The 22,676-nt window shown below is 61.9% G+C and carries 20 protein-coding genes and 1 pseudogene; 6 read left to right on the forward strand and 15 right to left on the reverse strand.

Going from position 1 to position 22,676, the window contains the following annotated elements:
* Positions 1-2,875 (reverse strand): TIR domain-containing protein (locus LQ144_RS15510; RefSeq protein ID WP_230119603.1); only part of this gene is annotated, 2,875 nt, incomplete at its 3' end.
* Between the two features lie 516 nt (positions 2,876-3,391).
* On the opposite strand from LQ144_RS15510, the gene LQ144_RS15515 reads away from it, so the two are divergent.
* Both LQ144_RS15515 and LQ144_RS15520 read left to right on the forward strand, forming a co-directional pair.
* Positions 3,392-4,561: a patatin-like phospholipase family protein gene (locus tag LQ144_RS15515; protein ID WP_230119604.1), complete on the forward strand. Its 1,170-nt coding sequence runs from the start codon at positions 3,392-3,394 to the stop codon at positions 4,559-4,561.
* An 18-nt stretch (positions 4,562-4,579) separates the two neighbouring features.
* Positions 4,580-4,969 (forward strand): hypothetical protein, encoded by a 390-nt coding sequence (locus tag LQ144_RS15520; RefSeq protein ID WP_230119605.1) that lies wholly within the window; start codon positions 4,580-4,582, stop codon positions 4,967-4,969.
* 316 nt (positions 4,970-5,285) lie between these two features.
* Here the strand turns inward: LQ144_RS15520 and LQ144_RS15525 are convergent, their stop codons facing one another.
* A complete protein-coding gene (locus LQ144_RS15525) occupies positions 5,286-6,059 on the reverse strand; it encodes a hypothetical protein (RefSeq protein WP_230119606.1) in 774 nt (257 codons plus the stop codon).
* 907 nt (positions 6,060-6,966) lie between these two features.
* The gene (locus LQ144_RS23155; RefSeq protein ID WP_354962164.1) at positions 6,967-7,224 is read right to left on the reverse strand and encodes a GNAT family N-acetyltransferase; all 258 of its coding nucleotides are present in this window, start codon (positions 7,222-7,224) and stop codon (positions 6,967-6,969) included.
* A 17-nt stretch (positions 7,225-7,241) separates the two neighbouring features.
* Between LQ144_RS23155 and LQ144_RS15530 the strand changes: the two genes are divergently transcribed.
* Complete coding sequence (locus LQ144_RS15530) at positions 7,242-7,427, forward strand: hypothetical protein (RefSeq protein ID WP_230119607.1); 186 nt, start codon at positions 7,242-7,244, stop codon at positions 7,425-7,427.
* A gap of 28 nt (positions 7,428-7,455) precedes the next feature.
* Here the strand turns inward: LQ144_RS15530 and LQ144_RS15535 are convergent, their stop codons facing one another.
* Positions 7,456-7,764: a hypothetical protein gene (locus LQ144_RS15535; protein WP_230119608.1), complete on the reverse strand. Its 309-nt coding sequence runs from the start codon at positions 7,762-7,764 to the stop codon at positions 7,456-7,458.
* A gap of 600 nt (positions 7,765-8,364) precedes the next feature.
* Positions 8,365-8,730, reverse strand: coding sequence for a WD40 repeat domain-containing protein (locus tag LQ144_RS23160; RefSeq protein WP_354962162.1), 366 nt, complete (start codon positions 8,728-8,730; stop codon positions 8,365-8,367).
* A 152-nt stretch (positions 8,731-8,882) separates the two neighbouring features.
* Between LQ144_RS23160 and LQ144_RS15540 the strand changes: the two genes are divergently transcribed.
* The gene (locus LQ144_RS15540; protein WP_230119609.1) at positions 8,883-9,392 is read left to right on the forward strand and encodes a hypothetical protein; all 510 of its coding nucleotides are present in this window, start codon (positions 8,883-8,885) and stop codon (positions 9,390-9,392) included.
* A gap of 437 nt (positions 9,393-9,829) precedes the next feature.
* Here the strand turns inward: LQ144_RS15540 and LQ144_RS15545 are convergent.
* The 10 genes and pseudogenes from LQ144_RS15545 to LQ144_RS15590 all read right to left on the reverse strand — a co-directional run.
* Positions 9,830-10,568 (reverse strand): annotated as a pseudogene (locus LQ144_RS15545) (IS3 family transposase); the annotation flags it as partial.
* 477 nt (positions 10,569-11,045) lie between these two features.
* Complete coding sequence (locus LQ144_RS15550) at positions 11,046-11,633, reverse strand: hypothetical protein (protein WP_230119610.1); 588 nt, start codon at positions 11,631-11,633, stop codon at positions 11,046-11,048.
* Positions 11,634-12,099: 466 nt separating this feature from the next.
* Entirely contained in the window at positions 12,100-12,507 is a 408-nt protein-coding gene (locus tag LQ144_RS15555) for a hypothetical protein (RefSeq protein ID WP_230119611.1), read from the reverse strand.
* A gap of 547 nt (positions 12,508-13,054) precedes the next feature.
* Positions 13,055-14,029 carry a class 1b ribonucleoside-diphosphate reductase subunit beta gene (nrdF, locus tag LQ144_RS15560; RefSeq protein WP_024368367.1) on the reverse strand — a complete coding sequence of 325 codons (975 nt, stop codon included), beginning with the start codon at positions 14,027-14,029 and terminating at the stop codon, positions 13,055-13,057.
* 90 nt (positions 14,030-14,119) lie between these two features.
* Positions 14,120-16,285: a class 1b ribonucleoside-diphosphate reductase subunit alpha gene (nrdE, locus tag LQ144_RS15565; RefSeq protein ID WP_230119612.1), complete on the reverse strand. Its 2,166-nt coding sequence runs from the start codon at positions 16,283-16,285 to the stop codon at positions 14,120-14,122.
* A 26-nt stretch (positions 16,286-16,311) separates the two neighbouring features.
* On the reverse strand, positions 16,312-16,740 hold the full coding sequence (gene nrdI / locus LQ144_RS15570) for a class Ib ribonucleoside-diphosphate reductase assembly flavoprotein NrdI (protein WP_230119642.1): 429 nt from the start codon (positions 16,738-16,740) through the stop codon (positions 16,312-16,314).
* Positions 16,741-16,851: 111 nt separating this feature from the next.
* Positions 16,852-17,097 (reverse strand): glutaredoxin-like protein NrdH, encoded by a 246-nt coding sequence (nrdH, locus tag LQ144_RS15575; RefSeq protein WP_056625338.1) that lies wholly within the window; start codon positions 17,095-17,097, stop codon positions 16,852-16,854.
* A gap of 468 nt (positions 17,098-17,565) precedes the next feature.
* Positions 17,566-18,891, reverse strand: a complete 1,326-nt coding sequence (locus LQ144_RS15580) for a class I SAM-dependent methyltransferase (RefSeq protein ID WP_230119613.1) — start codon at positions 18,889-18,891, stop codon at positions 17,566-17,568.
* The gene (locus tag LQ144_RS15585; RefSeq protein ID WP_230119614.1) at positions 18,888-19,613 is read right to left on the reverse strand and encodes a DUF1365 domain-containing protein; all 726 of its coding nucleotides are present in this window, start codon (positions 19,611-19,613) and stop codon (positions 18,888-18,890) included. Before LQ144_RS15585 ends, LQ144_RS15580 begins: the two co-directional genes overlap by 4 nt.
* Complete coding sequence (locus LQ144_RS15590; protein WP_230119615.1) at positions 19,610-20,968, reverse strand: FAD-dependent oxidoreductase; 1,359 nt, start codon at positions 20,966-20,968, stop codon at positions 19,610-19,612. Before LQ144_RS15590 ends, LQ144_RS15585 begins: the two co-directional genes overlap by 4 nt.
* Positions 20,969-21,092: 124 nt before the next feature.
* Here LQ144_RS15590 and LQ144_RS15595 point away from each other — a divergent pair, with 124 nt between their 5' ends.
* Both LQ144_RS15595 and LQ144_RS15600 read left to right on the forward strand, forming a co-directional pair.
* Entirely contained in the window at positions 21,093-22,010 is a 918-nt protein-coding gene (locus LQ144_RS15595; RefSeq protein WP_230119616.1) for a LysR family transcriptional regulator, read from the forward strand.
* Positions 22,011-22,055: 45 nt separating this feature from the next.
* A complete protein-coding gene (locus LQ144_RS15600) occupies positions 22,056-22,565 on the forward strand; it encodes a DUF2004 domain-containing protein (RefSeq protein ID WP_230119617.1) in 510 nt (169 codons plus the stop codon).
* The last annotated feature ends 111 nt before the right edge of the window (positions 22,566-22,676 follow it).

Raw genomic sequence — 22,676 nt, forward strand, 5'->3', positions numbered from 1 at the left:
TACCCCCCGAAAGGATCCGGCGCCCGTCGGGGCCGAACGCGACACTCGTCACCACCCCCGTGTGTCCGGTCATCGGCTCCCCGAGAGCCCGGCCCGTCGCAGCATCCCACAGCCGCAATGTGCCGTCATTACCCCCCGAAAGGATCCGGCGCCCGTCGGGGCCGAACGCGACACTCGTCACCACCCCCGTGTGTCCGGTCATCGGCTCCCCGAGAGCCCGGCCCGTCGCAGCATCCCACAGCCGCAATGTGCCGTCATTACCCCCCGAAAGGATCCGGCGCCCGTCGGGGCCGAACACGACACTCGTCACCACCCCCGTGTGTCCGGTCATCGGCTCCCCGAGAGCCCGGCCCGTCGCAGCATCCCACAGCCGCAATGTGCCGTCATTACCCCCCGAAAGGATCCGGCGCCCGTCGGGGCCGAACGCGACACTCGTCACCACCCCCGTGTGTCCGGTCATCGGCTCCCCGAGAGCCCGGCCCGTCGCAGCATCCCACAGCCGCAATGTGCCGTCGGCACCGCTGGCGACTATCCGGTTGCCGTCCGGGCTGAACGCTGTACTACTGATTTTGGTCGCCGTTTCTATGATTTTTTGCAGTTCACGGTTCATATTAACGGCGCTTAGTAATGCGCTTTCGCCTCCCGCTGTCGAGGCAATCGCTTGCGCGGCGAGGATGCGCTTTAGACCGTTTGCATCGCCGCCGCCGCGGGTCCCTTCGAGCATGGACAGCCCTTCCGATACAAGCCGAAGAGCAGTGGCCTCGCGGTCGCGCGCGGTGGCCTCGCGCTCTGCAAAGGAGGCCCACACGAAGCCAGCCGCGGCGACCATGGTGATAACGACCGCTGATGATAGGACGATCTTGAGTATGCGAGATCGTTTCCGTAAATCCGCGGCGTGCGTTGCGGCCACTTCCTGCTTGTCGCGGGCCGCCCGTAATTCGGCATCCTGCCGTTTCTTCTCAGTTGCGAGCCGTTCCTCTTCCCGGCTTCGGGAGGCGCGGAGGAACTCGCGGGCAGGGTCCAGCCGTTCCCGGAATCCTGGTCTTCCGAAGAGTGTCTCGGCACGAGTCAGCCTTTCTCCTTCGAAGAGCCACGCCTCATTGCGGCCGCTGCGTTCCCAAGCGGCTGCGGCGCGTTCGAGGTTGTCGGCCTCCTTGAGGTCCTCCTGCTCGCTGGCCAGCCACCCGGCCAGATCCTGCCATTGGCGCAGCAGGCTCTCCAGAGCTACTTCGATCACGGTCTCCCCGAGGCGCTCGTCCCCGACCAACAAACGCCGGGCCACCATGGCATCTATGAGTGGCCGGGCGTCGTTCGGTAGATCGGACAGGCGGGCGATCCGGCGAACCGGCTGGTCGTTGTCTGGGTTGATGGTCGCCAGCCAGGGAATGAACGCAGATTTCAGCAGCTCCAGCTGGCCCCGCCGCACTGCAGGGCCCGGCGACAGCAGGGTGTCGATCTCGTGTTGCACCACCTGCTGCATTCCACCCATCGCATGGTATTCGGCAAGACGGAGATCCCCGTCGCCGCCGTAGTCCTGGTACAGGCGTGCCAGGGTCAGCGAGAGCAACGGAAGGGTGTCCGCGCCCTGAATGCTTTCTTCCAGCAGCCGGTCCACTAAAACAGTCTCTACTTCCAGTGGTCTCCCCGCGCCGGTGGCACGGGCTGCCGGGCCAAGGATGACCTCCCTAAACCGTGCGACCGGCATAGGTTTGAGCTCGTCGAAGACGACGCTCTTAAGCCCGGCCAGCTCAGGTGCGGTCTGCAATGGTTCGTAGAAGTCCGAACGGACCGTTGCGGCAACAATTAACGCCGGCACGGTCCCGACTTCGTGGTCCAGCAGACCGGCAAGCAGATCAAGGAACCGGTGCGCCTGGGGGCCGGCATCGGCACTGAAGAGCTCCTCGGCCTGGTCCAGCGGTAGGACCAGGGTGGGCGGCGACGCCCCGACCGGCACCTCCAGCAGCCGTTCGGCGGCCGCCTGCCGGGCTTCGGCCAGCCACTCCTTCAGTTGTGCCGTGTCGACGCGAGTGCACGCATCCTTGATAGCTCCCAGGGTGGGGGTGTCCAGTCCCAGACGGATGCGACTGGCATGGACCGCGCAGGCGAGGCCGCGGTCCCCGGTGAGCGGGTTGCGCTCGGGGCGCACGGTGTTCAGCACCAGGAACTGCCGGTCCTCACGCCGCAGCCGCGGCACCAGCCCCGCCCGCAGGAACGAGGACTTGCCCGCACCCGACGGACCCAGGATCACGAACAGCGACTCGACACCGGAGCTGCGCATGGTGCGCAGTGCATCCAAACCGCGCACGATCTGTCCGTCCCGGCCGAAGAATACCGCCGCGTCGGCTTCCTCGAACGGTTCCCACCCCCGAAAGGGGGACCGCCCAGCATCCTGCGGCGGCGGCCAGGCGAAGTGCTCGGCCCCGATCCCTGCACGGCGCAGCCCCTGGTGCAGCCGCCGGAGGCCGTCCGTGAGAAAAACAACAGGACTGCATTGACCGTCAATTGGAATTTCGGTGGTGGGTCCGTTGCCGAAGAGGTCGCAGCGCTGCCATTCGCCGGTGACGCCTTCCTCCTCCAGAGGCTCTAGCCGGGCACACAGAATCAGCTTTCCCAGATTCTCCGCGGTCCGGTACTCGGCCATGCATTCGCGGGAGGCCTCCCAGCTGGCAGAGAGCAGGCAGATCACCACCTCGCACCGCTCATTGGCCCGGAGCAGGGCCTCCTTCCACCGCTCACCGGGCGAAATACCCGTCACTGGATCAAGGTCCAGGAATATCTCGTCCGCAAGACCAGGGTCCTGCCGCACCAACCACCGCTTTAACGCAACCGCCTGCCAAGTGTCCCGGCTGGAATGACTCAAGAAAACACGTGACATGCCTGCACCGTAATCCACTGCTGTAAAGACGAACGGCTTCGCATCAGAAACGTCCTATGATCCGGCCGGCACCGCTGTAGAACCACACGCCGACGAGGTTGGCGCCGGCCGCCTTGTGCTGCGTACACAATGTCTCCTGCCCGTGGAAGCGAATCACCCAGCCACCCGAAGTTCACTGCCGCAGCTCCGCGGCCCCTCGGGCCAGCCTCCGTCCCGTCGGTCCGAATATCAACGATCCGGCGGCTGCCTATAGTCAATAGTCCTCCCCGCGTGTCACGCGCTTCAAGGGTCATGGATCCGCACAATGGAGCATCTCCGGACGCCAAAGTACGCTTCCAATTGGAAGGACCGGGGCCGGCTTCGTGGAGTCTAGCCTGTAACGAACGTACCTTCGCGGATCGGCAGCCCCAGCCCTGAGGACGGTTTCCGCCCGATGGTCAAGCGCACGGCCCTGACTACCAAACGGTGTCCAGCTAGCATGGTGTTACGCAGCTCGACATGAGAAGAGGCGTCCAGATGCCTTATCGCATACTGAACCGGGACGAGCACTTCCGCTGTGATGGCAGGCCCAAGCGCATTCTTGCACTTGACGGTGGCGGGTTGCGGGGCGTGTTGAGCCTCGGAATACTGGAAAAGATAGAGGACCTCTTGCGGGAACGCCACGGCAGTGGTGATGACTTTCGTCTTTGCCATTACTTTGACCTGATAGCGGGCACGTCCACCGGGGCGATCATCGCGGCGGCTCTCGCCCAGGGCTTGAGCGTCGGCGAACTCACTGAGAAGTATTTCAGCCTCGGGTGGCGGGTGTTTGAGAAAAGCCGGTTGCGCCAAGTTCTTCTCCGCGCCAGGTACGACGAGCAGGCCCTGGTTGCGGAGTTGAAGGATGTCTTCGGTACGGACACCACCTTGGGCGGCTCCGAGCTGCTGACCGGATTACTGGTGGTCATCAAGCGCTTGGACAGCGGCAGTCCGTGGCCGGTGAGTAACAATCCCAGCGGCAAGTATTTTGTTGCCGGGGCCAGCGGCAGGATGGGTAACCGGGACTATCCTCTCTGGCAGGTTGTCCGGGCCTCCACGGCTGCGCCGTCCTTTTTCGAACCGGAAACCATCACCATCACGGGCGGACGCAATGTGAGCCCGGTGACCGGCAGCTTTGTCGACGGTGGTGTCAGTCCCTTCAACAATCCTGCCCTGCAGGCGCTCATGTACGCCTCTTTGGAGGGCTACCGCGTGGGCTGGGAGACCGGTGCCGAGAAGCTGCTGCTGGTATCGGTCGGCACAGGCGCGGCGGATCCTGCCGTCAGCCAGGCAAAGCTGACCGCAAGTCACGCCGTGCGGGCGCTGAAGTCCGTGCTGCAGGACTGTGCCGTGCTGCAGGAGACGATGCTGCAGTGGATGTCCGCCAGCCCTACCGCGAGGATGATCGACCGGGAATTGGGGGAGCTGGAGGGTGATCTTCTAAACGGTGCCCCGTTGATGAGTTACCTGCGTTATAACGTGGACCTGCGTCCGGCGAGTGTCCGCAGCCTGGACGGAACCCTTGCCGCAATGGACATCGTCACCTCGCTGAGCGCCATGGATGTCCCCGGAAATATGGAGGTCCTCCACCGGCTGGGCAGGCTGGCCGCGGCACGGGATATGCGGGAAACTGATTTTGGTGGGGTTTTTGACCTGCCGCAGGCGTGAACGGAAAGGGGACTTTTTATGAGGGAGCTCCGTCGCTACAGGCGCCTTCCGGACCAGTACGTGGTCGCCATTCCTTTGCGCCTGGACACCGAAGGATTCAGCTACCGCAAGTGGGGCGGCGAACAGCAGTGCAAACCCGGGGACTGGCTGGTGGACGACGACGGCGACATCCACACAGTCGACGCTGATGTCTTCGCCGCCACCTACCTCCAGCTCCATCGGGGTGCTTATGTGAAATGCACCCCGGTCTGGGCTGAGGCTGCCCCGGAAGCCGGCAGCGTGGTGACCAAGGAAGGCCGCACACACTACAACAGGGGCGACGTCGTCGTGTTCAACAACGAAGACGGCACCGATGGCTACGCGATGACCGCCGAAAGATTCGAATCACACTACGAACCCGACGAATAGGGAGTTCCCTGGCTGGAGTTCCCGCACTCCGCTCCTGTTTGCATGTCACACCGCACGACGCCTAATCCGGTTAAGTCGGCGAGGACGCCCTAGGCTCCATCCGTGGTGCCTCACGTCAAGATGCTCGTGAAACGGTTGTGCGTGCCTCACGTATTTTTGCTCGCGTGGGAGACGGGCGCATCGCCTGGGTCTTGTCGGCGGCGGGTTGATGAGCTGGAGCTGGATGTCCGTGATTCCGCGGGTGAGATTGGCGGGATTTGTTGCGTTGAATAGGGCCTCGAGTTCGGCGGCTTTCCCTGGTGTGAGCACACCGGAGTCAGTGACCCGCTGGTAGGGGGTTCGGGGCCGATCGTAGCTGCGGGTCTTGTGCCCGTTCCGGTTCTCCCTCCAGCCGGCGGCCTTCTTCGTGGCGGTGAACATGTTGAACCGGATCCGCACCAGGGCGTAGAGCTCGTTCAGGAGCTGCAGTTCCAGGGTGGTGTCGTACCGGTAGTGGAAGGCGTGCCGGCGCACGATGCCCCCATTTTTTCTGCTCCACATGGGCGTTGTCGTTGGACTTGTAGGGCCTGGCCCGGGTGAAGTAGATGTCCCGTGCCGTTGCCCAGCCGACGATGGCATGGTTGATGAACTCCCCGCCGTTATCGGTGTCCAGGCCTGTGAGCGGGAACGGCAGACGGTCCGCGATCGTTGCCCCGGAGACGGCCATCAGCTGGTCCGGGACTCCGGGGCTGAACCGCACGTTCTTCAGCTCACCGCAGGCCTCCAGCTTCGGCAGCCACAGTCCCATCGTCGCCGCGAGATACTTGCCCGAGGGTATGCCGGCCAGCCGCCAAACCCTGATCAGCGCCGTCAGCGTGTCATATCCATAGGTCCGGGGCCGAGGCTTCCGCCGCGCCTTCCGGACCGGAGTCTTACGCTTCAGCGCCGTGGACAGGGCGCGGCGGGCATTGGCCCGGGACCAGCCAGTGACAGCGACGAGATCATCCAGAATCTGCCCCTTGCCTTTTTCGTCGCCCGCGCATACTCCCCCGCGGACGCCCTGGTGATCTCCCTGCGCGCTGACAACGACAACCCCTGGCCCATCCATCATGGTCCCAGCAGCACCCGGAGCCGGACCCGTTTCGCGAGCATTTCCAAAATGAGGCACGCACCCCATTTCGCGAGCACTATTCGTGAGTCTCGTCGAGGGCTATCGCCGGCGACCCGCAAGAATTAAAATCATGTATGGAGTTTCTGGTGAGCGTGAGCTGCCTCGTAGGGAAATCACCTGAAACCCAGGAACTCCGTTAGGCTGCTGGGATTCCTCTATGGAAAAGCTGCAGGCGTCTAGTCCTCTGAGTTCATCCTTCGACAGATCGACGAATCGGGATTGGTGCCTACAATCAATCTGTTCCGCCAAGCGCTCGGAATTGCGGGCCAGTTGCGCTCCTGCAAAGCTCTAATCAAGCCAGAGAGCGCCACGGGCTTTTGCGCGGCTGTTTGATGCACCGCGGCGTGGATGCGGGCACGTCCTTTTCCGGCTCCCGCGGAGAACACACCCCGGCCCCGTCGGAAAGCGTTTTATCCCCCGCGTTTCTGGCGATATTTCAACGCCGATAACCGGCGTTCCAGTAGTTCAAAACTTTGCAGAATCTGTAATTGCGATGAATCGGCAGGGTACCGACGGGGTTGCCAAACGCTCTGGCACTTGGAACGCCCAGCATCTCCAGCCGCTCACCGTCCCATAACTTCGAGCACGTCGAACACGGTTCGGAGCAGCGGCGGGGCGACGCTGCATGCCGTGATCCAAAGTCCCGCGACCTGGATCCGGGTGCCTTGCCAGTGCCTTGTTCGTTCACCTGAGACCACCTGCTCCTTCGACTGCGGTGACCGAGGATCTGGAAGGTTGTTGCGCTTGCGACTTCCAGGGCCGAAATGAGTGCAGGAATGTGTACAGTCGTCTCAAAACTAGGCTTTGCAGTCGCAACTTGCGTCTCTCTGGCTTCGGACAATATGTATCAGCGGCTCATCTGGATTAGAGGAATTCCTTCCCAGTCTTCGACGACCTTTCTCGTACCATTGGGGCTAAAGCCGTTACGTCGATAAAACGCTTGGGCTCGCGGGTTGTCTTGGGCCACCCACAGCATCGCATTTTCCGTGCCAATGGTGGCCTCCAGGAGCCGTTGTCCGAGCCCAGAACCGTGATAAGCGGAGAGTAGATAGATGCCCCAGAGCTCGGTGACTGAGCTTGTGCCGGGGGTATGGAGCCAGAAAATCCGATCAGGCGTCCGTCATGCACGGCGACCCAATGCCGGGCAGCATGTGGTCCCGTGAGAATTTGGGACCACTGCGCAATGCGGTCCGCGGGGTTCTGCTGCTCGAAGAAGTTTGCCGACAGCAGGCCAGCATACGCTTCGCGCCGGCACCGGGGGTGAAGGTCCCCGAGCTCTTCGGCATCGCCGGGTTCTGCATGGCGTAAGTCCAATTCTGTTTCCATCGACTAATTTCTATCGGCCGATGTTCTTTATTTCAAGGTGTTTCGTCATGGCGTCTGCAGCATCGTTCCACCGTGTTGCGAGGGCCTGCGGGCTCAATGGCTGAAACAGGCTGTTCAGGACCTTCTCGACCGCGTCATACGCGGCATCCCTGACCCGCTCCTGCGCGGCCAGGCTGCAGGAGCCCGGCATGGTGTTTGATGCCGGGGTTCTAGGCTGTCGAACCCTCGCCGCGTTGACTGTGGCGGACCCGGGGCTGGTGGGGATGGCGAGAGCTGGTCCGCCGGGGAGGCCTGGGGCATCGCCGGCGCCGCGAAACATGATGCTTATCATTTTTGATGTTCCCGTGACTAGAAAGGGTCGGTTCCTGATTGATTGGAAATGGATAAACCTCGAGGGCCCAAGTTCCGGTTCCGGATCCGTGTAACCCCGTAGCTCTATGTTGCGTCCGCGTTGGAATTGGGCACTACCGTGCCAGCACGCTTTTCCGAGAAGCAGGGTCCCTGCAAGCGCCCGGCGGTAGTGTTCCTCAAGCAATCACGATGAGGTTTCGGGGCGACTTGAACTGGTCATTGCAGTGCGGTGCTCAGGTGGACCATTTACAGCATGGGAAGGCTCTCGTTTCCCCTGCCGGTGGAGGTTGCAGGCGTACCGGCCGTGATAGGAGGGGCCGGGCAGCGCGTGTGGTTCCCTGTTGCTGAGACAGTCTTTTTGAAGCGCTGCAGTGCTACGAAAATTGGGACATTCGTCGCGCCCCATGTGAGGTGATTGGGCCCCCTTACTTTCCTGCATTCCTCAGGATATTCCTGCCGATACCTACCGCTGGGGCAGCCCGGTTTCCGCGACATGACTGGCCGTCGTGCTGCCAGCAGGAACGGCCATGCTCGGGCAAACCTCGATGAAATCGATGCCCGGTGAGACTCACTCACGCCACTGTTCGTGGCTGATGTTCAGGGTGAGCTTTGCACATAGCACGTCTGGCCAGACTGGGGGCCCTGGCCACAGCCGGACGGTGCCGTCGGCACTGGCGGAGGCAATCCGGTTCCCATCGGGGCTAAACGCCACACTGACCACCCTGTTCTTATGTCCAATCAGCGGTTCGCCGATCGGTCGGCCGGTTGGCCGAGGGGCTGGCCAGTCTCCACGTCCCACTGCCCAGCTCGTCAATAGGGTTGTGCACGACAGGGGCGGATTCGGAACACCGTCGCCGCGGGGCGTTTCCGGGGAGCCTGCTTCTCGGAAACCGTGCTGGCACGGAAGTGCCCAATTCCCACGCCGACGCAACATGGAGTTACCGGATTAAACGAATCCGGAAACGGAACTTGGGCCTCTCGAGGTTTATCCAATTCCAACCAATTAGGACCGACACGGCTGCTGCCATCGCTATGTGACACATGAGCCAAGGACGTCCACCCGATCATCACCCAGGAGCGTTAATCATGTTTTCCAAAGGAACACCAACAAAAGAATCCCGCACTGCACGCCGCAAAATTGCTCTCATAGCCGCGGCTTCGCTCGCACTGACAACCGTTCCCTTCGCCTTGGCCGCCCCGGCCCAGGCAGCCACCACCAAAACTGTCTGCACGGTCAAAGCACTGAAGCCCGAATTCGCTGGATACACCATTTACAAGGTCACGAAGGTCAACTACAAGATAAAGGTGTACTGCGAGAAGGCCCGGGACGTGAACATCAAGCAAGAACGTTGGGAAGATGACTACACGTATTGGCCCCCCTTCGACGGCAACGATTTCTTGGGTGCATCGTCATGGAAATACCATGTTGGGGCCGGCAAGACGCTGATCATCAACAACGTCCGCACGCTCGTCAACGGGGAGCCCGGAAACGAGGAAGTCTTCCACAAGGCTGCCATCCAGGAAGGCTCGAGAGACCTTGACATCTGGACGGATTGGTCCAAGTGGAGCGTCAGCGCCAACCTCTCGATTTCGTAAATGCCTCACAGCACGGCGGTCTGGTGGCTGGGATTGTAGGTCGTCTCGGTTGGCTTGCCGGTGGAACCAAGCGGCCAACTGACCTTCGCGGGATTCGGGAATAGATCACGCTGTCTGTGACAGTTTGAGGTTTCGTTTGGTTGGTTGATCCAGGTTTTCTTGGGCGCGGGAATAAGAAAGAAGAGGGGCGGTCCACCAGGACCGCCCCTCTTCGGCCTATCTGGTCTGAGAATACGACAACAACTGGTCAATCCATCCCTTGGAACGCGCCAAACCACCGAGGACCTTCATCCGCTTGATCTGGGCCCCCGACCTGCGGAGACCGCGGTCAGACGCTCAGAGGATTCCGAAGCGGAGCTCATCGTCGAAGTCTTCACCCCGGCCCTAATCGTTCGACAGTTCAAGGCACTGGTTTGGCCCCGTTAGCAGTCCAGCGCCTATGCGATAGCTAATTGGTTTTCTTGCGTCCAGGTTTCCCAGTCGCGTTTCGGTGTCATGCCGTCCAGGGATCCGTGGGGCCGTTCATGATTGTAGATAGCTTTCCATTCCTCGGCCAAATACTTCGCTTCGGACATGGTGTCCATGATTTCTCCGGAGAGTTGTTCCCTTCTGAATTGGGCGTTGAAGGACTCGATGAAGCCGTTCTGGCAGGGTGCCGCGTCGATGAATGCGGTGTCGACCCCGGCGGTATTGCACCACTCGAGTAGCGCGGGCGGCAGTGAATTCCGGCCCGTTGTCACACATGACGTAGGTCGGAGCGGTGCCGGTTTCGTCGATGACGTCCTCCAGCACCGCGACCACGTCCGAGGCCTTGAAAGGCCGGCACGGAATGATGGCCAGCGCGGTGCGCGTGTATTCGTCGATGACGTTGAAGGACCGGATGTGCCAGCCGCAGGAGGTCACGTCGGACTGGAAGTCGAAGCTGACCACATGCATCGGATACTCGGCTATGAGCCGTTTCTGCTCCCCGGCGGGCCCGGTGCGGCGCTTCTTCCGCGCCCTGGGTTTACAGGCCAGCCCTTCATCGCGCCAGAGCCGGCGCACGCGCTTCCTGTTCAGCACCACGCCGTCCCACTCGGACTGGGCCAGCAGGTGCCAGCGGGCCTTCCGCCAGCCCCAGGCGGGGTGTTTCCCTGCGATAGCACGGAGGGCTGCCCGGAGATGGGCTTCCTCGAAGCCCGAGGAGTGCGTGTAGCTACATGCGCCATCGTTGCCACATATTCCTTTGCCAGCTGCTCTGGCTGGAAGGAACTCGATCGAACACGCTTGGCCTCAACAAGGACAAAAGAGCCTGGAGAAGTGATGAGAGCGTCTGGCTGCACCACCAGCTGGTTAGTTCCTGACCGGTTCGGCGCGAGCGTCATATCCCTTGGCAGGAATCGAAGTTCAGCTTCTTCGATCTCATTGACCAGCACATTCCTGGCGTGGTCGGCGCCTTTGTTGGACGACACGAGGCCAGCTCCACGCGCAGGAACAGGCGGGCGTCGAACAAGCCCTTGCCTACGCCGGCGGCCGGCTGGTCAAAAGGGCTCGTGCCCGGTTCTTTCATCGGCACGCAGGTTTTCGGAGCGCATCAAGCTTCCTGCGAGTCACCTTTATCGATAGTCAAATCTCGAATTCACCAAATTCACCTTGGATGAGGGGCAAGCGTTTTCAAAAGGCAGTGACGTCCGGAATTACGCAGCTAATGGCTCGGCGAAGTCGGTCGTCACGCGTACTCTGAATAGCGCGCGTAGTCCAAGCACTGAACACCTCGACCTTCCAGTTGCGGAGGTGGGACGATGCCAGTGCCAAAAGGGGCTTCTTGCGATCGTAAACCGCCAGCAGAGCGGCGAGGTCACCGGCGCTAACAGCGGCGGCTATCTTCGTTTCTATATCGGAGGCGAGCTCGGAGACGTCCAGCTCGCCCGTCCGGGCGGCGTAACTGGTAGTGAGGTCCGCGATCGACTTGTCCGCTGAGAAGTCAATCTGCTTGAGCATTCTGTCGATGCGTCGACGGCAATAGCTCAGGACAACCTCACTCACGTTTTTCTCGATCGTTGCATCGGCGAGGATTGCTGCCTTTAGCTCAGCGAGTTTCGTTTCTAACTCATTCCCTTCGAGGTCGTTCATCTCTAGGATCGCGCGCGAGACAGTAGGGAGCAGGAGAAGGTTCTCGATCTCCGCCACGGGCAGTATTTGGATGCCGTGGGCAGCGAGATTCGCACGGTCGCTTTCGTCGTGGCCGTCCGCGTCAACCATCCAGCGCACTGGATTCGGGTGAACGCTGCATTGCGCCGCATGGTGACGACCGAGTGAATCACGCCTTCGCAACCGCCGCGAGGCACGACCGTCCAGGCGGGATAACAAGCGCGGTAGAAGGCAAGGTCGAGGCTGCCCTGTTCGCCTTCGACGAAAAGGATCGGTTTGCGGCTGCCAAGAATCAATGGCACGAGATCCTCGCTGAAGCCTGCCGCCTCGGGCACGTTTTCGATGACCCAACCGGTAGTGGGTGCATAGCTCCGCACTACGTGCTTCTTGCCGGCGCGCGATGCTGCGAACTCTAAATCGTGCGTGATCAGGAGAAAGGCACAATCTGGACGCGCGGCTTCCAATTCGTCCCAAAGACGGCCGAGGATGGAGCGGTGAACGTGAATCTCGGGCTCGTCCATGATGAAGACTGAGCTGTGGTCGGCGACCAGCGTTTGGCCGAGCATATAAAAACCGCTTATTCGCCGTCACTCATTTCAGTGACGCTGTAAGGCTCGCCGACTGTCTCGTCTGTAACGGGAGAAACCGTGATGTGGTCAGCCTTGATGTATAACTCGCGGTTTGGCAACACCCAATGGAAAATCGCTTTCAACTTGCGCATCAAAGTATCGCCGCTTGCGATCGGAACGCCATCCGCAGCGGCATTGTAGGCGCTAACAGCCGTATTCGCTTGCTCTCCGAAGAGCACTTGAAGTAGGGCGCCTGCATCGTTAAGTATGAAGCGAGGTTGAGCTCGGCCCCATCGTTGGTTGTCACGCGCTACTTCTAGGCTGCCATATTCGCTCGGTTTAGCGTATCCGTAACGGAGCTGACCTCGGGCAGCCTCCTCGCTGATTTTTTCGATTGACGGATCAATCGCTAGCATCCGCTGCGCCGAGATACGGTGCCTAGTGACCCCGAGCTGCCGTTCGCACTCAACCGCCAATTTTGTTTTACCGGACCTGTTGGCGCCAACGATAACTGTAGATAGACCTGCTCGAAACTCAATCGGCGTCAACGCGCCTGGAACTGATATGTCAGTGGGGAGCGGCAACGCTTTCTCCTAAAAGTGGCTTTTCGCCGTGTGGCCGGGGCGTGGTGTGTCGGTGCCCGGTAGAGTCGACGTTTCCAATGATGGAAGTTGCTACACTGGCCGCCCGAAGGACTCAATGCGTCCTACGCAACCTTCAACGCCCTTGGCCTGACCACAGTCTGCCACCGCGCGCAGCCTGCTCGAAGCGAACGAATTCGGACCCCAACTACACTCCCGATTGCGATGAGCCAGTTATCCGGTGAATCGCTAACTAGCTTCCGGTCTCACGCCTAATTGGAAGTCTTCCAACTAGGCGACGAGTTTCTTCCAAATAGGAAGCGATTCTTCCAATTAGGTCGACATCTCACAGCTTAGGTCGACATCTCACAGCAGAAGAAGACTAGAAGTCCCAGTCGTCATCCTCAGTGTTGACGGCCTTGCCAATGACATAAGACGAACCCGAACCCGAGAAGAAGTCGTGGTTCTCGTCCGCGTTCGGCGACAGCGCGGAGAGGATGGCCGGGTTCACGTCGGTGACGGAAGCCGGGAACATGGCCTCGTAGCCCAGGTTCATCAGCGCCTTGTTGGCGTTGTAGTGCAGGAACTTCTTGACGTCCTCGGCCAGGCCGACGGAGTCGTAGAGATCGTGTGTGTACTGGACTTCGTTTTCGTACAGCTCGAAGAGCAGCTCGAAGGTGTAGTCCTTGATCTCCTGCTTGCGCTCTTCGGACAGGCCCTCGAGGCCCTTCTGGAACTTGTAGCCGATGTAGTAGCCGTGCACGGCCTCATCGCGGATGATCAGGCGGATCAGGTCGGCCGTGTTGGTCAGCTTGGCCCGTGAGGACCAGTACATCGGCAGATAGAAGCCCGAGTAGAACAGGAAGCTCTCCAGCAGCGTGGAGGCCACCTTACGCTTCAGCGGATCGTCGCCCTGGTAGTAGTCCATGACGATCTGGGCCTTCTTCTGAAGGTTTACGTTTTCGGTGGACCAACGGAACGCCTCGTCGATCTCCTTGGTAGAGGCCAGTGTGGAGAAGATGGAGGAGTAGCTCTTCGCGTGCACGGACTCCATGAAGGCGATGTTCGTGTAGACGGCCTCTTCGTGCGGGGTGATCGCGTCCGGGATCAGGCTGACGGCCCCGACGGTGCCCTGGATGGTGTCCAGCAGGGTAAGGCCGGTAAACACGCGCATGGTGAGCTGCTGCTCGTCTGGGGTCAGCGTCGCCCACGACTGGACGTCGTTGGACAGCGGGATCTTCTCCGGGAGCCAGAAGTTGTTGACCAGGCGGTTCCAGACGTCCACGTCTTTGTCGTCCTGGATGCGGTTCCAGTTGATCGCCTCGACGTGGCTAAGCAGCTTGACCTTTTCGGTCATGTCATCCCCTAAAAGTTGGGTTCTTCGTTAAGTTAAGCGTACGACGGCGGGCGGCTGCCCGCCGTCGTACTGTCACAATTTAGTTGAATCTTAAAGCATGCAGCTGACGCAGCCATCCACCTCGGTCCCTTCCAGCGCGAGCTGGCGGAGACGAATGTAGTAGATGGTCTTGATGCCCTTTTTCCAGGCGTAGATCTGGGCCTTGTTGATGTCGCGCGTAGTGGCGGTGTCCTTGAAGAACAGCGTCAAGGACAGGCCCTGGTCCACGTGCTGCGTGGCAGCGGCGTAGGTGTCGATGACCTTCTCGTAGCCGATCTCGTACGCGTCCTGGTAGTACTCCAGGTTGTCGTTCGTCAGGTACGGCGCCGGGTAGTACACGCGGCCCAGCTTGCCTTCCTTGCGGATCTCGATCTTGGACGCCACCGGGTGGATCGAGGAGGTGGAGTTGTTGATGTAGGAGATCGAGCCCGTCGGCGGGACGGCCTGCAGGTTCTGGTTGTAGATGCCGTGCTCCATGACGGAAGCCTTCAGCTCGCGCCAGTCATCCTGGGTGGGGATGTGGATGTTCTTGAACAGTTCCGCGACCTTGGCGGTCTGCGGGACCCATTCCTGGTTCGTGTACTTGTCGAAGAACTCGCCGGAGGCGTACTTGGACTTCTCGAACCCGCCGAACGTCTGGCCCGTCTGGATGGACAGCTTATTCGAGGCACGGACCGCGTGGTACACCACCGAGTAGAAGTAGATGTTGGTGAAGTCCAGGCCCTCTTCGGAACCGTAGTGAACCCGCTCGCGGGCCAGGTAGCCGTGCAGGTTCATCTGGCCCAGGCCGATGGCGTGGCTCTGGTCGTTGCCGCGGGCGATGGACGGAACCGACGTGATGTTGGACATGTCCGAAACAGCCGAGAGCGAGCGGATGGCCGTCTCGATGGTCAGGCCGAAGTCCGGCGAATCCATGGTCTTCGCGATGTTCAGCGACCCCAGGTTGCAGGAGATGTCCTTGCCGGTCTCGTCGTAGGACAGGTCGTCATGGTACGTCGTGGGCTGCGAAACCTGGAGGATCTCGGAGCACAGGTTGGACATGATGATCTTGCCGTCGATCGGGTTTTCCCGGTTCACGGTGTCCTCGAACATGATGTACGGGTAGCCGGATTCGAACTGGATCTCGGCGAGGGTCTGGAAGAACTCTCGGGCCTTGATCTTGGTCTTCTTGATCCGGGAATCGTCCACCATCTCGTAGTACTTCTCGGTGACCGAGACGTCGGAGAACGGCATCCCGTAGACCCGTTCGACGTCGTACGGCGAGAACAGGTACATGTCCTCGTCCTTCTTGGCCAGCTCGAAGGTGATGTCCGGGATCACGACGCCGAGCGAGAGGGTCTTGATGCGGATCTTCTCGTCCGCGTTCTCGCGCTTGGTGTCCAGGAACCGGCAGATGTCCGGGTGGTGGGCGTGCAGGTACACGGCGCCGGCACCCTGGCGCGCACCGAGCTGGTTGGCGTAGGAGAAGCTGTCTTCGAGGAGCTTCATCACGGGGATGACGCCGGAGGACTGGTTCTCGATCTGCTTGATGGGCGCGCCAACCTCGCGGATGTTGGTCAGCGCGAACGCCACGCCGCCGCCGCGCTTGGACAGCTGCAGGGCCGAGTTGATGGAGCGGCCGATCGACTCCATGTTGTCTTCGATGCGGAGCAGGAAGCAGGAGACCAGCTCGCCGCGCTGGCGCTTACCGGCGTTCAGGAACGTGGGGGTGGCCGGCTGGAAGCGGCCCTCGATGATCTCGTCAACCATCTGCAGCGCCAGCTGCTCGTCGCCGCGGGCCAGGTGCAGGGCCACCATGCAAACGCGGTCCTCGTAGCGCTCGAGGAAACGCTTGCCGTCGAACGTCTTCAGCGTGTAGGACGTGTAGAACTTGAACGCGCCCAGGAAGGTCTCGAAGCGGAACTTCTTCTTGTACGCGCGGTTGTAGAGCTCACGGATGAAGTTCATCGTGTACTGGTCGAGAGTCTCGCGCTCGTAGTACTGGTTCTTCACCAGGTAGTCGAGCTTCTCCTCGAGGTCATGGAAGAAGACCGTGTTGTTATTCACGTGCTGCAGGAAGTACTGGTGGGCGGCCTCACGGTCCGCCTCGAACTGGATCTCGCCGTTGGGACCGTACAGGTTCAGCATGGCGTTGAGCTCGTGGTAGCCCAGGCCCTTGTAGGCGGCGGGCAGTGCCGGCTTCTCCTGCTGTTCAACCGCACCGGCGACCGAATCCATGGGCGTGTCCCTTCCTTCGGACCTGGTTACTTCTGTGTCTGCGACAGTCGTGTCCAAAACTCTTCCAATCCTTTTTGTACACGGTCGACGTCTTCCGGCGTCCCCATGAGTTCGAAACGATATAGGTGCGGGACCTGGCACTTGGCAGCGATGATGTCCCCCGCCATGCAGTAGTTGTCCCCGAAATTCGTATTTCCCGCCCCGATGACGCCCCTGAGCAGGCTGCGGTTCAGCGGGTTGTTCAGGAACCTGATGACTTGCTTGGGTACGGAGCCTTCGCCGCCGGTTCCGCCGTACGTCGGGAGTACCAGCACAAACGGCTCGGAAGCCGTGAGCGGCTGGTCCTTCTGATGCAGCGGAATCCTGGCGGCGTCCGTACCCAGCTTGTCGATGAAGCGCTTGGTGTTCTCGGAGGACGAGGAGAAGTAGATGAGGTGACTGGATGTCCGGTTCATGGGCGTCGTATTCGCAACATCCGCTGCGAACGGCGCATCGGCAAGTGCCGGCGCTGCCATGGGGGTCACCTCATCTACGTAAAGTTCTTTGCCGGAAACGGCGGATGAAGCCTAGGCCACCGAAGCGGCGGCGCTCAGCGCCAGCTCTTCGATCTTGTCCGGGCGGAAGCCTGACCAGTGGTCCTGGTCCGTCACGACAACCGGAGCCTGCATGTATCCCAATGACTTCAGGCGCTCGAGGGCGTCCGCGTCCTGGGAGATGTCCACGCTCTGGTAGGTGATGCCTTTCTTATCCAGCGCGCGGTAGGTTGCGTTGCACTGAACACAGGCCGGCTTCGTGTAAACCGTAACGGTCATGGTCCCTGTCCCCTTTGTCGAAGTCACTGCTTCTGTACTCTTGACGTCTTGTCTTGCTTGAAGTCTTTGTTCATCGTTGCGGTGGACTCTGGCCTGGAACTGGAATCGGCCTGGAACTGAAATCCCTGTCCGATACTGGCTGCGCCGGTCTCCCGCTCAATCTGTATGTCGATACTACATGTAGTGCAAGGCCCCCAGCGGAACCCCTAGATGATGTATTACAAGTATGTCATTTAATGCACTTTTAATCCACAGGCAAGGGTCGCCAAAATGTCCGGATTTCCGGCTTTTTCGAGGACGAAATCCACACCCTGTGGAGTACTTAGACACATTTAAACGCCTGCGTGTCGTGCGGAAGACGGCGTGTCGAACGTGCCCGCGCATGCCAGGAATTGTGGTCCGGGGCACGCAGAAGAGGCCCGAAAGCATGCTTCCGGGCCCCTCCTTGTGATTAAGGAAACGGCAAATCTAGAGCTGTGCCTCCCGGCGGTCCAGGACGATCTGCTGCACGTCCAGGTAGCCGGACTGGAAACCGGCCCGCGAGTAGCACAGGTAGAACAGCCACATCCGCTGGAAGACTTCGTCGAACCCGAGCTCCCGCACTTCGCGGGAGCGGACCAGGAACCGCTCCTCCCACAGCCGCAGCGTGGCCGCGTAGTGGTCACCCATCCCCCGGCGTTCCCGGACACGGAGCGTGGTGTGCTGCTCGGTGACGCTCTCGATCGCCCGCACGGAAGGAAGGAACCCGCCGGGGAAGATGTACTTGTGCACCCAGGTGTAGGCATTCCGCGTGGCGAGCATGCGGCCGTGCGGCATGGTGATGGCCTGGATGGCCACCTTGCCGCCGGGAGCCAGCACCCGGTCGATGGTCTGGAAGTAGACCGGCCAGTACTCATAGCCCACCGCTTCAATCATTTCGACGGAGACGACGGCGTCGTACTCGCCTTCCACCGCGCGGTAATCCTGCAGGGCCACCGTGACCCGGCCTGAGTAACCGGCTTCCTCGATGCGCTGCTGTGCCAGCGCCTGCTGCTCGCTGGACAGCGTCACCGTGTACACGGTGGCGCCGCGGGCAGCGGCGCGTAGGGCGAGCTCACCCCAGCCCGTGCCGATCTCCAGGAGCCGGGTCCCCTGGCCCACCCCGGCCTTGTCCAGCAGCCTGTCGATCTTGGCCTGCTGGGCGGAGGCCAGTGCATCCCAGCCGACTTCCGGCAGCGGGCCGGCTCCGGCGGCAAACAGCCCCGAGGAGTAGCTCATGGTGGTGTCCAGGAAGTTGGAGAAGAGCTCGTTGGAGAGATCGTAGTGGCGCGAGATGTTGCCCCGGGTGTTCTGCTCCGTGTTGCGTTCCTGGCGCGGCGCCCGCGGCAGGTAAAGGCTGCGCAGCTTCTGCAGCGGCACCGGGATGAGCGTGTCCAGAGAGGAGGCAAAGACCTCCAGGACGCCGGCGAGGTCGGACGCCTCCCAGTCCCCGGCCATGAAAGACTCCCCCAGCCCGATCAGGCCGTTATCGCCGATGCGGGCGTCGAAATCCTCCGGCCTGACCATGGTCATCACCGGCGAGCCGGCGTCCCCGGTCCCCAGCACGGACCCGTCGGGGTACTCAATCCGCAGCGGCAGCCGCCGGGCGGCACCCCTGAACAGCGCGCCGGCCGCCTTGCCGGCAAGGGCCGCCTTCGCTCCTGCAGGAGGACGGGCGACGCCGGGCCACACCTCGGCGTCGATGGCCGCCGGAGCAGCCGGGATCCGGAACGGACCGGATGCGTTTCCCTGGTAGGTCGGGTCTGTGAGTGTCATGAGACTGCCTCCTGTGATGGGTGGTGGGGGCGGTTGATGATGGGCAATCCGCGGGCCCAGAGTTTGATTCCCTGCCAATGGATCTGCAGCACAAGGCGGAGAGGTGCCAACGGAACGGCGAGCGCCGCGGCGAGGATGCTGCGCGGAGTGGCGGCCTGGCCTACCCCGGTCATGGCGGCGGTAAACGGCTTGCGCCCGGCACGTTCAAGCACCACCGCGACGGCGAGGTTCCCGTCAGGTTCAGGCAGGTTCATCCGGTAGCTGCCGTCCACCTCGTTGAACGGGGAGACGTAGAAGTCCTTGTCGGTCCTGGCACGTCCGGCCTCATCCGGATGCAGCAGGTAGCAGTGCCGTTCGCCATAGGTGTTGTGGACCTCGGCGATCACGGCGTGCAGCGTGCCGTCAGCGCCGTGGCACCAGAAGAGGCTGATGGGGTTGAAGACCTGTCCCAGCACCCTGGCGTTGGCCAGCATGGTGACCTTGCCGCCGTCGGGCTTCGCACCGTTAACGGCGAGGAAGCGGTCAACGTTCTCCCGGATGCTGGCCGCCGGGTCCCCCAGGTGGTCCTCGGCATGGAAGCCGGCGAGCGGACGCAGCCACCAGGGCAGCAGGGGCAACGCGTCAAGATCCACGAACCAGCTGTAGCTTCGGTAGGTGAAGGCGTTCTCCAGCGGATCCCGCCGCACGTGGCGGATGCTGGTGCGGTAGATGGCCGCCGTCATGGGACAAGCTCCGCCGGCCGCCCGGCTTCCAGCACCTCGTGCCGGTCAGCGGGCGCTTCCCAGTCCCGGCCCAGCAGCGCTGCCGCCCGAACCCCGGACGCTGCACCGTCCTCATGGAAGCCCCAGCCGTGGTAGGCGCCGGCGAACGCGAGCCGGGAATCGCCGAGTTCACCAAGGCGGCCCTGCGCAGTCACAGATTCCGGCGTGTACTGGGGGTGCTCATAGACGAGGTCCTGCAGTACGGCTCCCGGTTCGATAAGGTCGGATTCGCCAAGGCTCACGATATAGCTGCCGCCGTCGTCCGGGCTGAGCCGCTGGAGGCGGGTGAGGTCATAGCTGACCAGCACGTGGTCCGGGCGGGCCCCGCAGGAAGGAAGCCGGTAATTCCAGGACGCGCGGGCCGCTTCCGTGCGCGGCAGAACGGCGGGATCACGATGGAACTTGATGTGGTTCACAGAATAGGACATGTCGCCCAGGATCCTGACTTCGTCCGGCGTCGGCTCCGCCATCATGGCCAGTGCCTCGCGCGGGTGCGCGGCGATGACGGCGGCGTCGAACTCTTCGGTGCCGGCCGCCGTCGTGATTTCCACGCCGGATCCGGTGCGACGCACCGCCAGCACGGGGCTGCCGAGGCGGACCTCCTGCAAACCCGCGACCACGCGGTCAACGTAACTGCGCGAGCCTCCCTTCACGGTCTTCCACTGCGGCGAACCCTTGATGCCGAGCATGCCGTGGTGATCCAGGAAGGTGAAGAGATACCGTGCCGGATAGGCGAGCGCGGTCGTCGGGTCGCAGGACCACACGGCGCTCACCACCGGCGCCATGAAGTGGGCTGTGAAGTAATCGCTGAACTTTTCCCGGTCCAGAAAGGCGCCCAGCGTTTCCTCGCCGCCGTCTTCTGGAGCGGCGGAGGACAGTAGTGCGCGCGCCTTTCGCCAGAAGCGCAGGATCTCGGCCAGCATCCGCAGGTACTGGGGACGCAGCAGGTTGGCTGGCCGGGCAAAGACGCCGGCGGCTCCCCTGGCCCCGGCGTACTCGAGGCCGCAGCCGTCGCACCTGATGCTCATGGTCATGTCCGAATCCTGCGTTTCGACACCCAGTTCGCCGAACAGCCGGATGAGGTTGGGGTAGGTGCGGTTGTTGTGCACGATGAAGCCCGTATCCACGGCGAGCGTCCCCGAAGTCTGTGGGACGTCGTGGGTGTGGGCGTGGCCGCCGGGCCTGGCTTCCGCCTCGAAGAGGGTGACGTGGTCACGCCGACTGAGGATGTGCGCGGCCGTCAGGCCCGCCACCCCGCTGCCGACGACGGCGATGCGCCGGCTCTCGTCTCCACTCCGTGCTGGGCTGGGTGACAATCTTTGCTCCTTTGCTGAACAGCTGCCGCTGATTGACTACTCAGGGGCTATTCGGAGCCATCAGTCACACGGATGGGTGGGCAATTTTTTCGCTGGCAAACGGTACCGAGAGTAAGGTGAGCTGGTGGTTAACCCCGTACATTTGAGGACCTTGCTGGAGGTCACCAGGCTGGGATCCTTCGCGGCCGCGGCGAGCAGGCTCGGGTATACGGCCTCGGCCGTTTCCCAGCAGATGTCGGCCCTCGAACGGGACACGGGAGTGCACCTGTTCCAGCGTTCGGCACGGAGCGTGGTGCCCACCGATGCCGCCCTGGTGATGGCCCGCCACGCGGCCAAGGTCCTCACCGACATTGAGGCGCTGATGGCCGCCGCGTCCAAAACCCACGACACCACCAGCCAGGAGCTGAGGCTCGGAATCTTTCCCAGCCTTGCCACCTACGTCCTCCCGCGGATCCTGAAGAATCCGGCGTGGAAAGGTCTCGGCATCGACCTCCGGGTTTCCGTGGCCGAACCCGCCCAGACCATCCAGGGCCTGCGTACAGGCGGCGACGTGGACGTGGCGCTCGTGTACCAGGTGGGCCAGTCCGGGCTGGCGTGGCCGCACACCATCAACCGGCAGTGGATCGGCGACGACAATTTCCGGGTGGTCCTACCCACCGGATGGGGCTTCCGCACTGAGGCCAAAGTGGCCGCGGACCACCTCTCCGACATGCCCTGGATCATGCACCACCCGGGCACGAGCGACGCCACGGTGATCGAACGGCTCTTCGCCAGCTGCAACCTGCACCCCCGCGTGGTGGCCTACAGCGATGACTTCCACGCCAGCCTTGAAATGGCGGCCTCCGGGCTGGGCGCCGCACTGGTACCTGAGCTTGCGCTGCGCCACCGGCCGGCCGGCGTGGTGGTGCTGGACGTCCCGGAGATCAGGCTGGCCCGCAACGTCTTCGCACTGCTGATCAACGACAAGAAGACCGCCCGGGTTCAGCTCTTCGTGGACCTGCTGGCTGACACGCTGGGCAGCCTGGGGTCTCCAGATAAATAATCCCCGAAGCTGGAATGCACCGCTTTTCGGGTCTATGTTGAAGATATGACCACCAAGGTAGCGAGCCAGCACTTCGGAGAGATCGAGCTCAACCACGGCCGGGACCATAACGTCGCCGCGGAGCACGAGCTGGCTGGCCAACGCCTTGAGCTGGACCTCAACATCAACGCCCATGACCACTTCGATGAGGCGGCCATGCACAAGGTGGACTACCGTTTGCGCTACCTGCCCGAGCTCGTGGACGAGGTCCGGGAGATGATCGCGGAAGAGCTGGAGCAGGAGGGGACGAGCCCCCAGGAGTATCTCCGCTTCCACTGCAATGCCATCAAGGATGAGCACCTGCAGAAGGTCTTCGGCGTCTCAGACAAAAGCCAGCTCACCAATGCGGTGTTCCTGAAGGCTCTGAAGCTGGGCCACGTGGGAATCTACCCGGGCCAGCCCGAGCGCTACTTCGTCCTCGACTTCACACTGGGTTCCCATTTCACTGACGAACTGCTCGTGGCGTCTGCGGATGAGGACGGCGTGGTGGACGACGAAATCGTCTGGGAGTCCTGAACCCATCCCCAAGTCGAATCGATTGCTCCATAACGGCCCTTTTGAGGGCTCAGAACGGCGTTTGCTCAGCAATCGATGATTAGACGCCGACGGCGGGCGGTCACCAAAAAG

This window comes from Arthrobacter sp. Bi83, assembly GCF_918698095.1.
Taxonomy (GTDB): domain Bacteria; phylum Actinomycetota; class Actinomycetes; order Actinomycetales; family Micrococcaceae; genus Arthrobacter.

Bases quoted from the DNA above. Each gene is read 5' to 3' on its own strand.
- LQ144_RS15515 (WP_230119604.1), top strand. From the start codon at position 3,392: ATGCCTTATCGCATACTGAACCGGGACGAGCACTTCCGCTGTGATGGC.
- LQ144_RS15520 (WP_230119605.1), top strand. From the start codon at position 4,580: ATGAGGGAGCTCCGTCGCTACAGGCGCCTTCCGGACCAGTACGTGGTC.
- LQ144_RS15525 (WP_230119606.1), bottom strand. From the start codon at position 6,059: ATGATGGATGGGCCAGGGGTTGTCGTTGTCAGCGCGCAGGGAGATCAC.
- LQ144_RS15530 (WP_230119607.1), top strand. From the start codon at position 7,242: ATGCACGGCGACCCAATGCCGGGCAGCATGTGGTCCCGTGAGAATTTG.
- LQ144_RS15535 (WP_230119608.1), bottom strand. From the start codon at position 7,764: ATGTTTCGCGGCGCCGGCGATGCCCCAGGCCTCCCCGGCGGACCAGCT.
- LQ144_RS23160 (WP_354962162.1), bottom strand. From the start codon at position 8,730: ATGTTGCGTCGGCGTGGGAATTGGGCACTTCCGTGCCAGCACGGTTTC.
- LQ144_RS15540 (WP_230119609.1), top strand. From the start codon at position 8,883: ATGTTTTCCAAAGGAACACCAACAAAAGAATCCCGCACTGCACGCCGC.
- LQ144_RS15550 (WP_230119610.1), bottom strand. From the start codon at position 11,633: ATGGTTGACGCGGACGGCCACGACGAAAGCGACCGTGCGAATCTCGCT.
- LQ144_RS15555 (WP_230119611.1), bottom strand. From the start codon at position 12,507: ATGCTAGCGATTGATCCGTCAATCGAAAAAATCAGCGAGGAGGCTGCC.
- nrdF (WP_024368367.1), bottom strand. From the start codon at position 14,029: ATGACCGAAAAGGTCAAGCTGCTTAGCCACGTCGAGGCGATCAACTGG.
- nrdE (WP_230119612.1), bottom strand. From the start codon at position 16,285: ATGGATTCGGTCGCCGGTGCGGTTGAACAGCAGGAGAAGCCGGCACTG.
- nrdI (WP_230119642.1), bottom strand. From the start codon at position 16,740: ATGAACCGGACATCCAGTCACCTCATCTACTTCTCCTCGTCCTCCGAG.
- nrdH (WP_056625338.1), bottom strand. From the start codon at position 17,097: ATGACCGTTACGGTTTACACGAAGCCGGCCTGTGTTCAGTGCAACGCA.
- LQ144_RS15580 (WP_230119613.1), bottom strand. From the start codon at position 18,891: ATGACACTCACAGACCCGACCTACCAGGGAAACGCATCCGGTCCGTTC.
- LQ144_RS15585 (WP_230119614.1), bottom strand. From the start codon at position 19,613: ATGACGGCGGCCATCTACCGCACCAGCATCCGCCACGTGCGGCGGGAT.
- LQ144_RS15600 (WP_230119617.1), top strand. From the start codon at position 22,056: ATGACCACCAAGGTAGCGAGCCAGCACTTCGGAGAGATCGAGCTCAAC.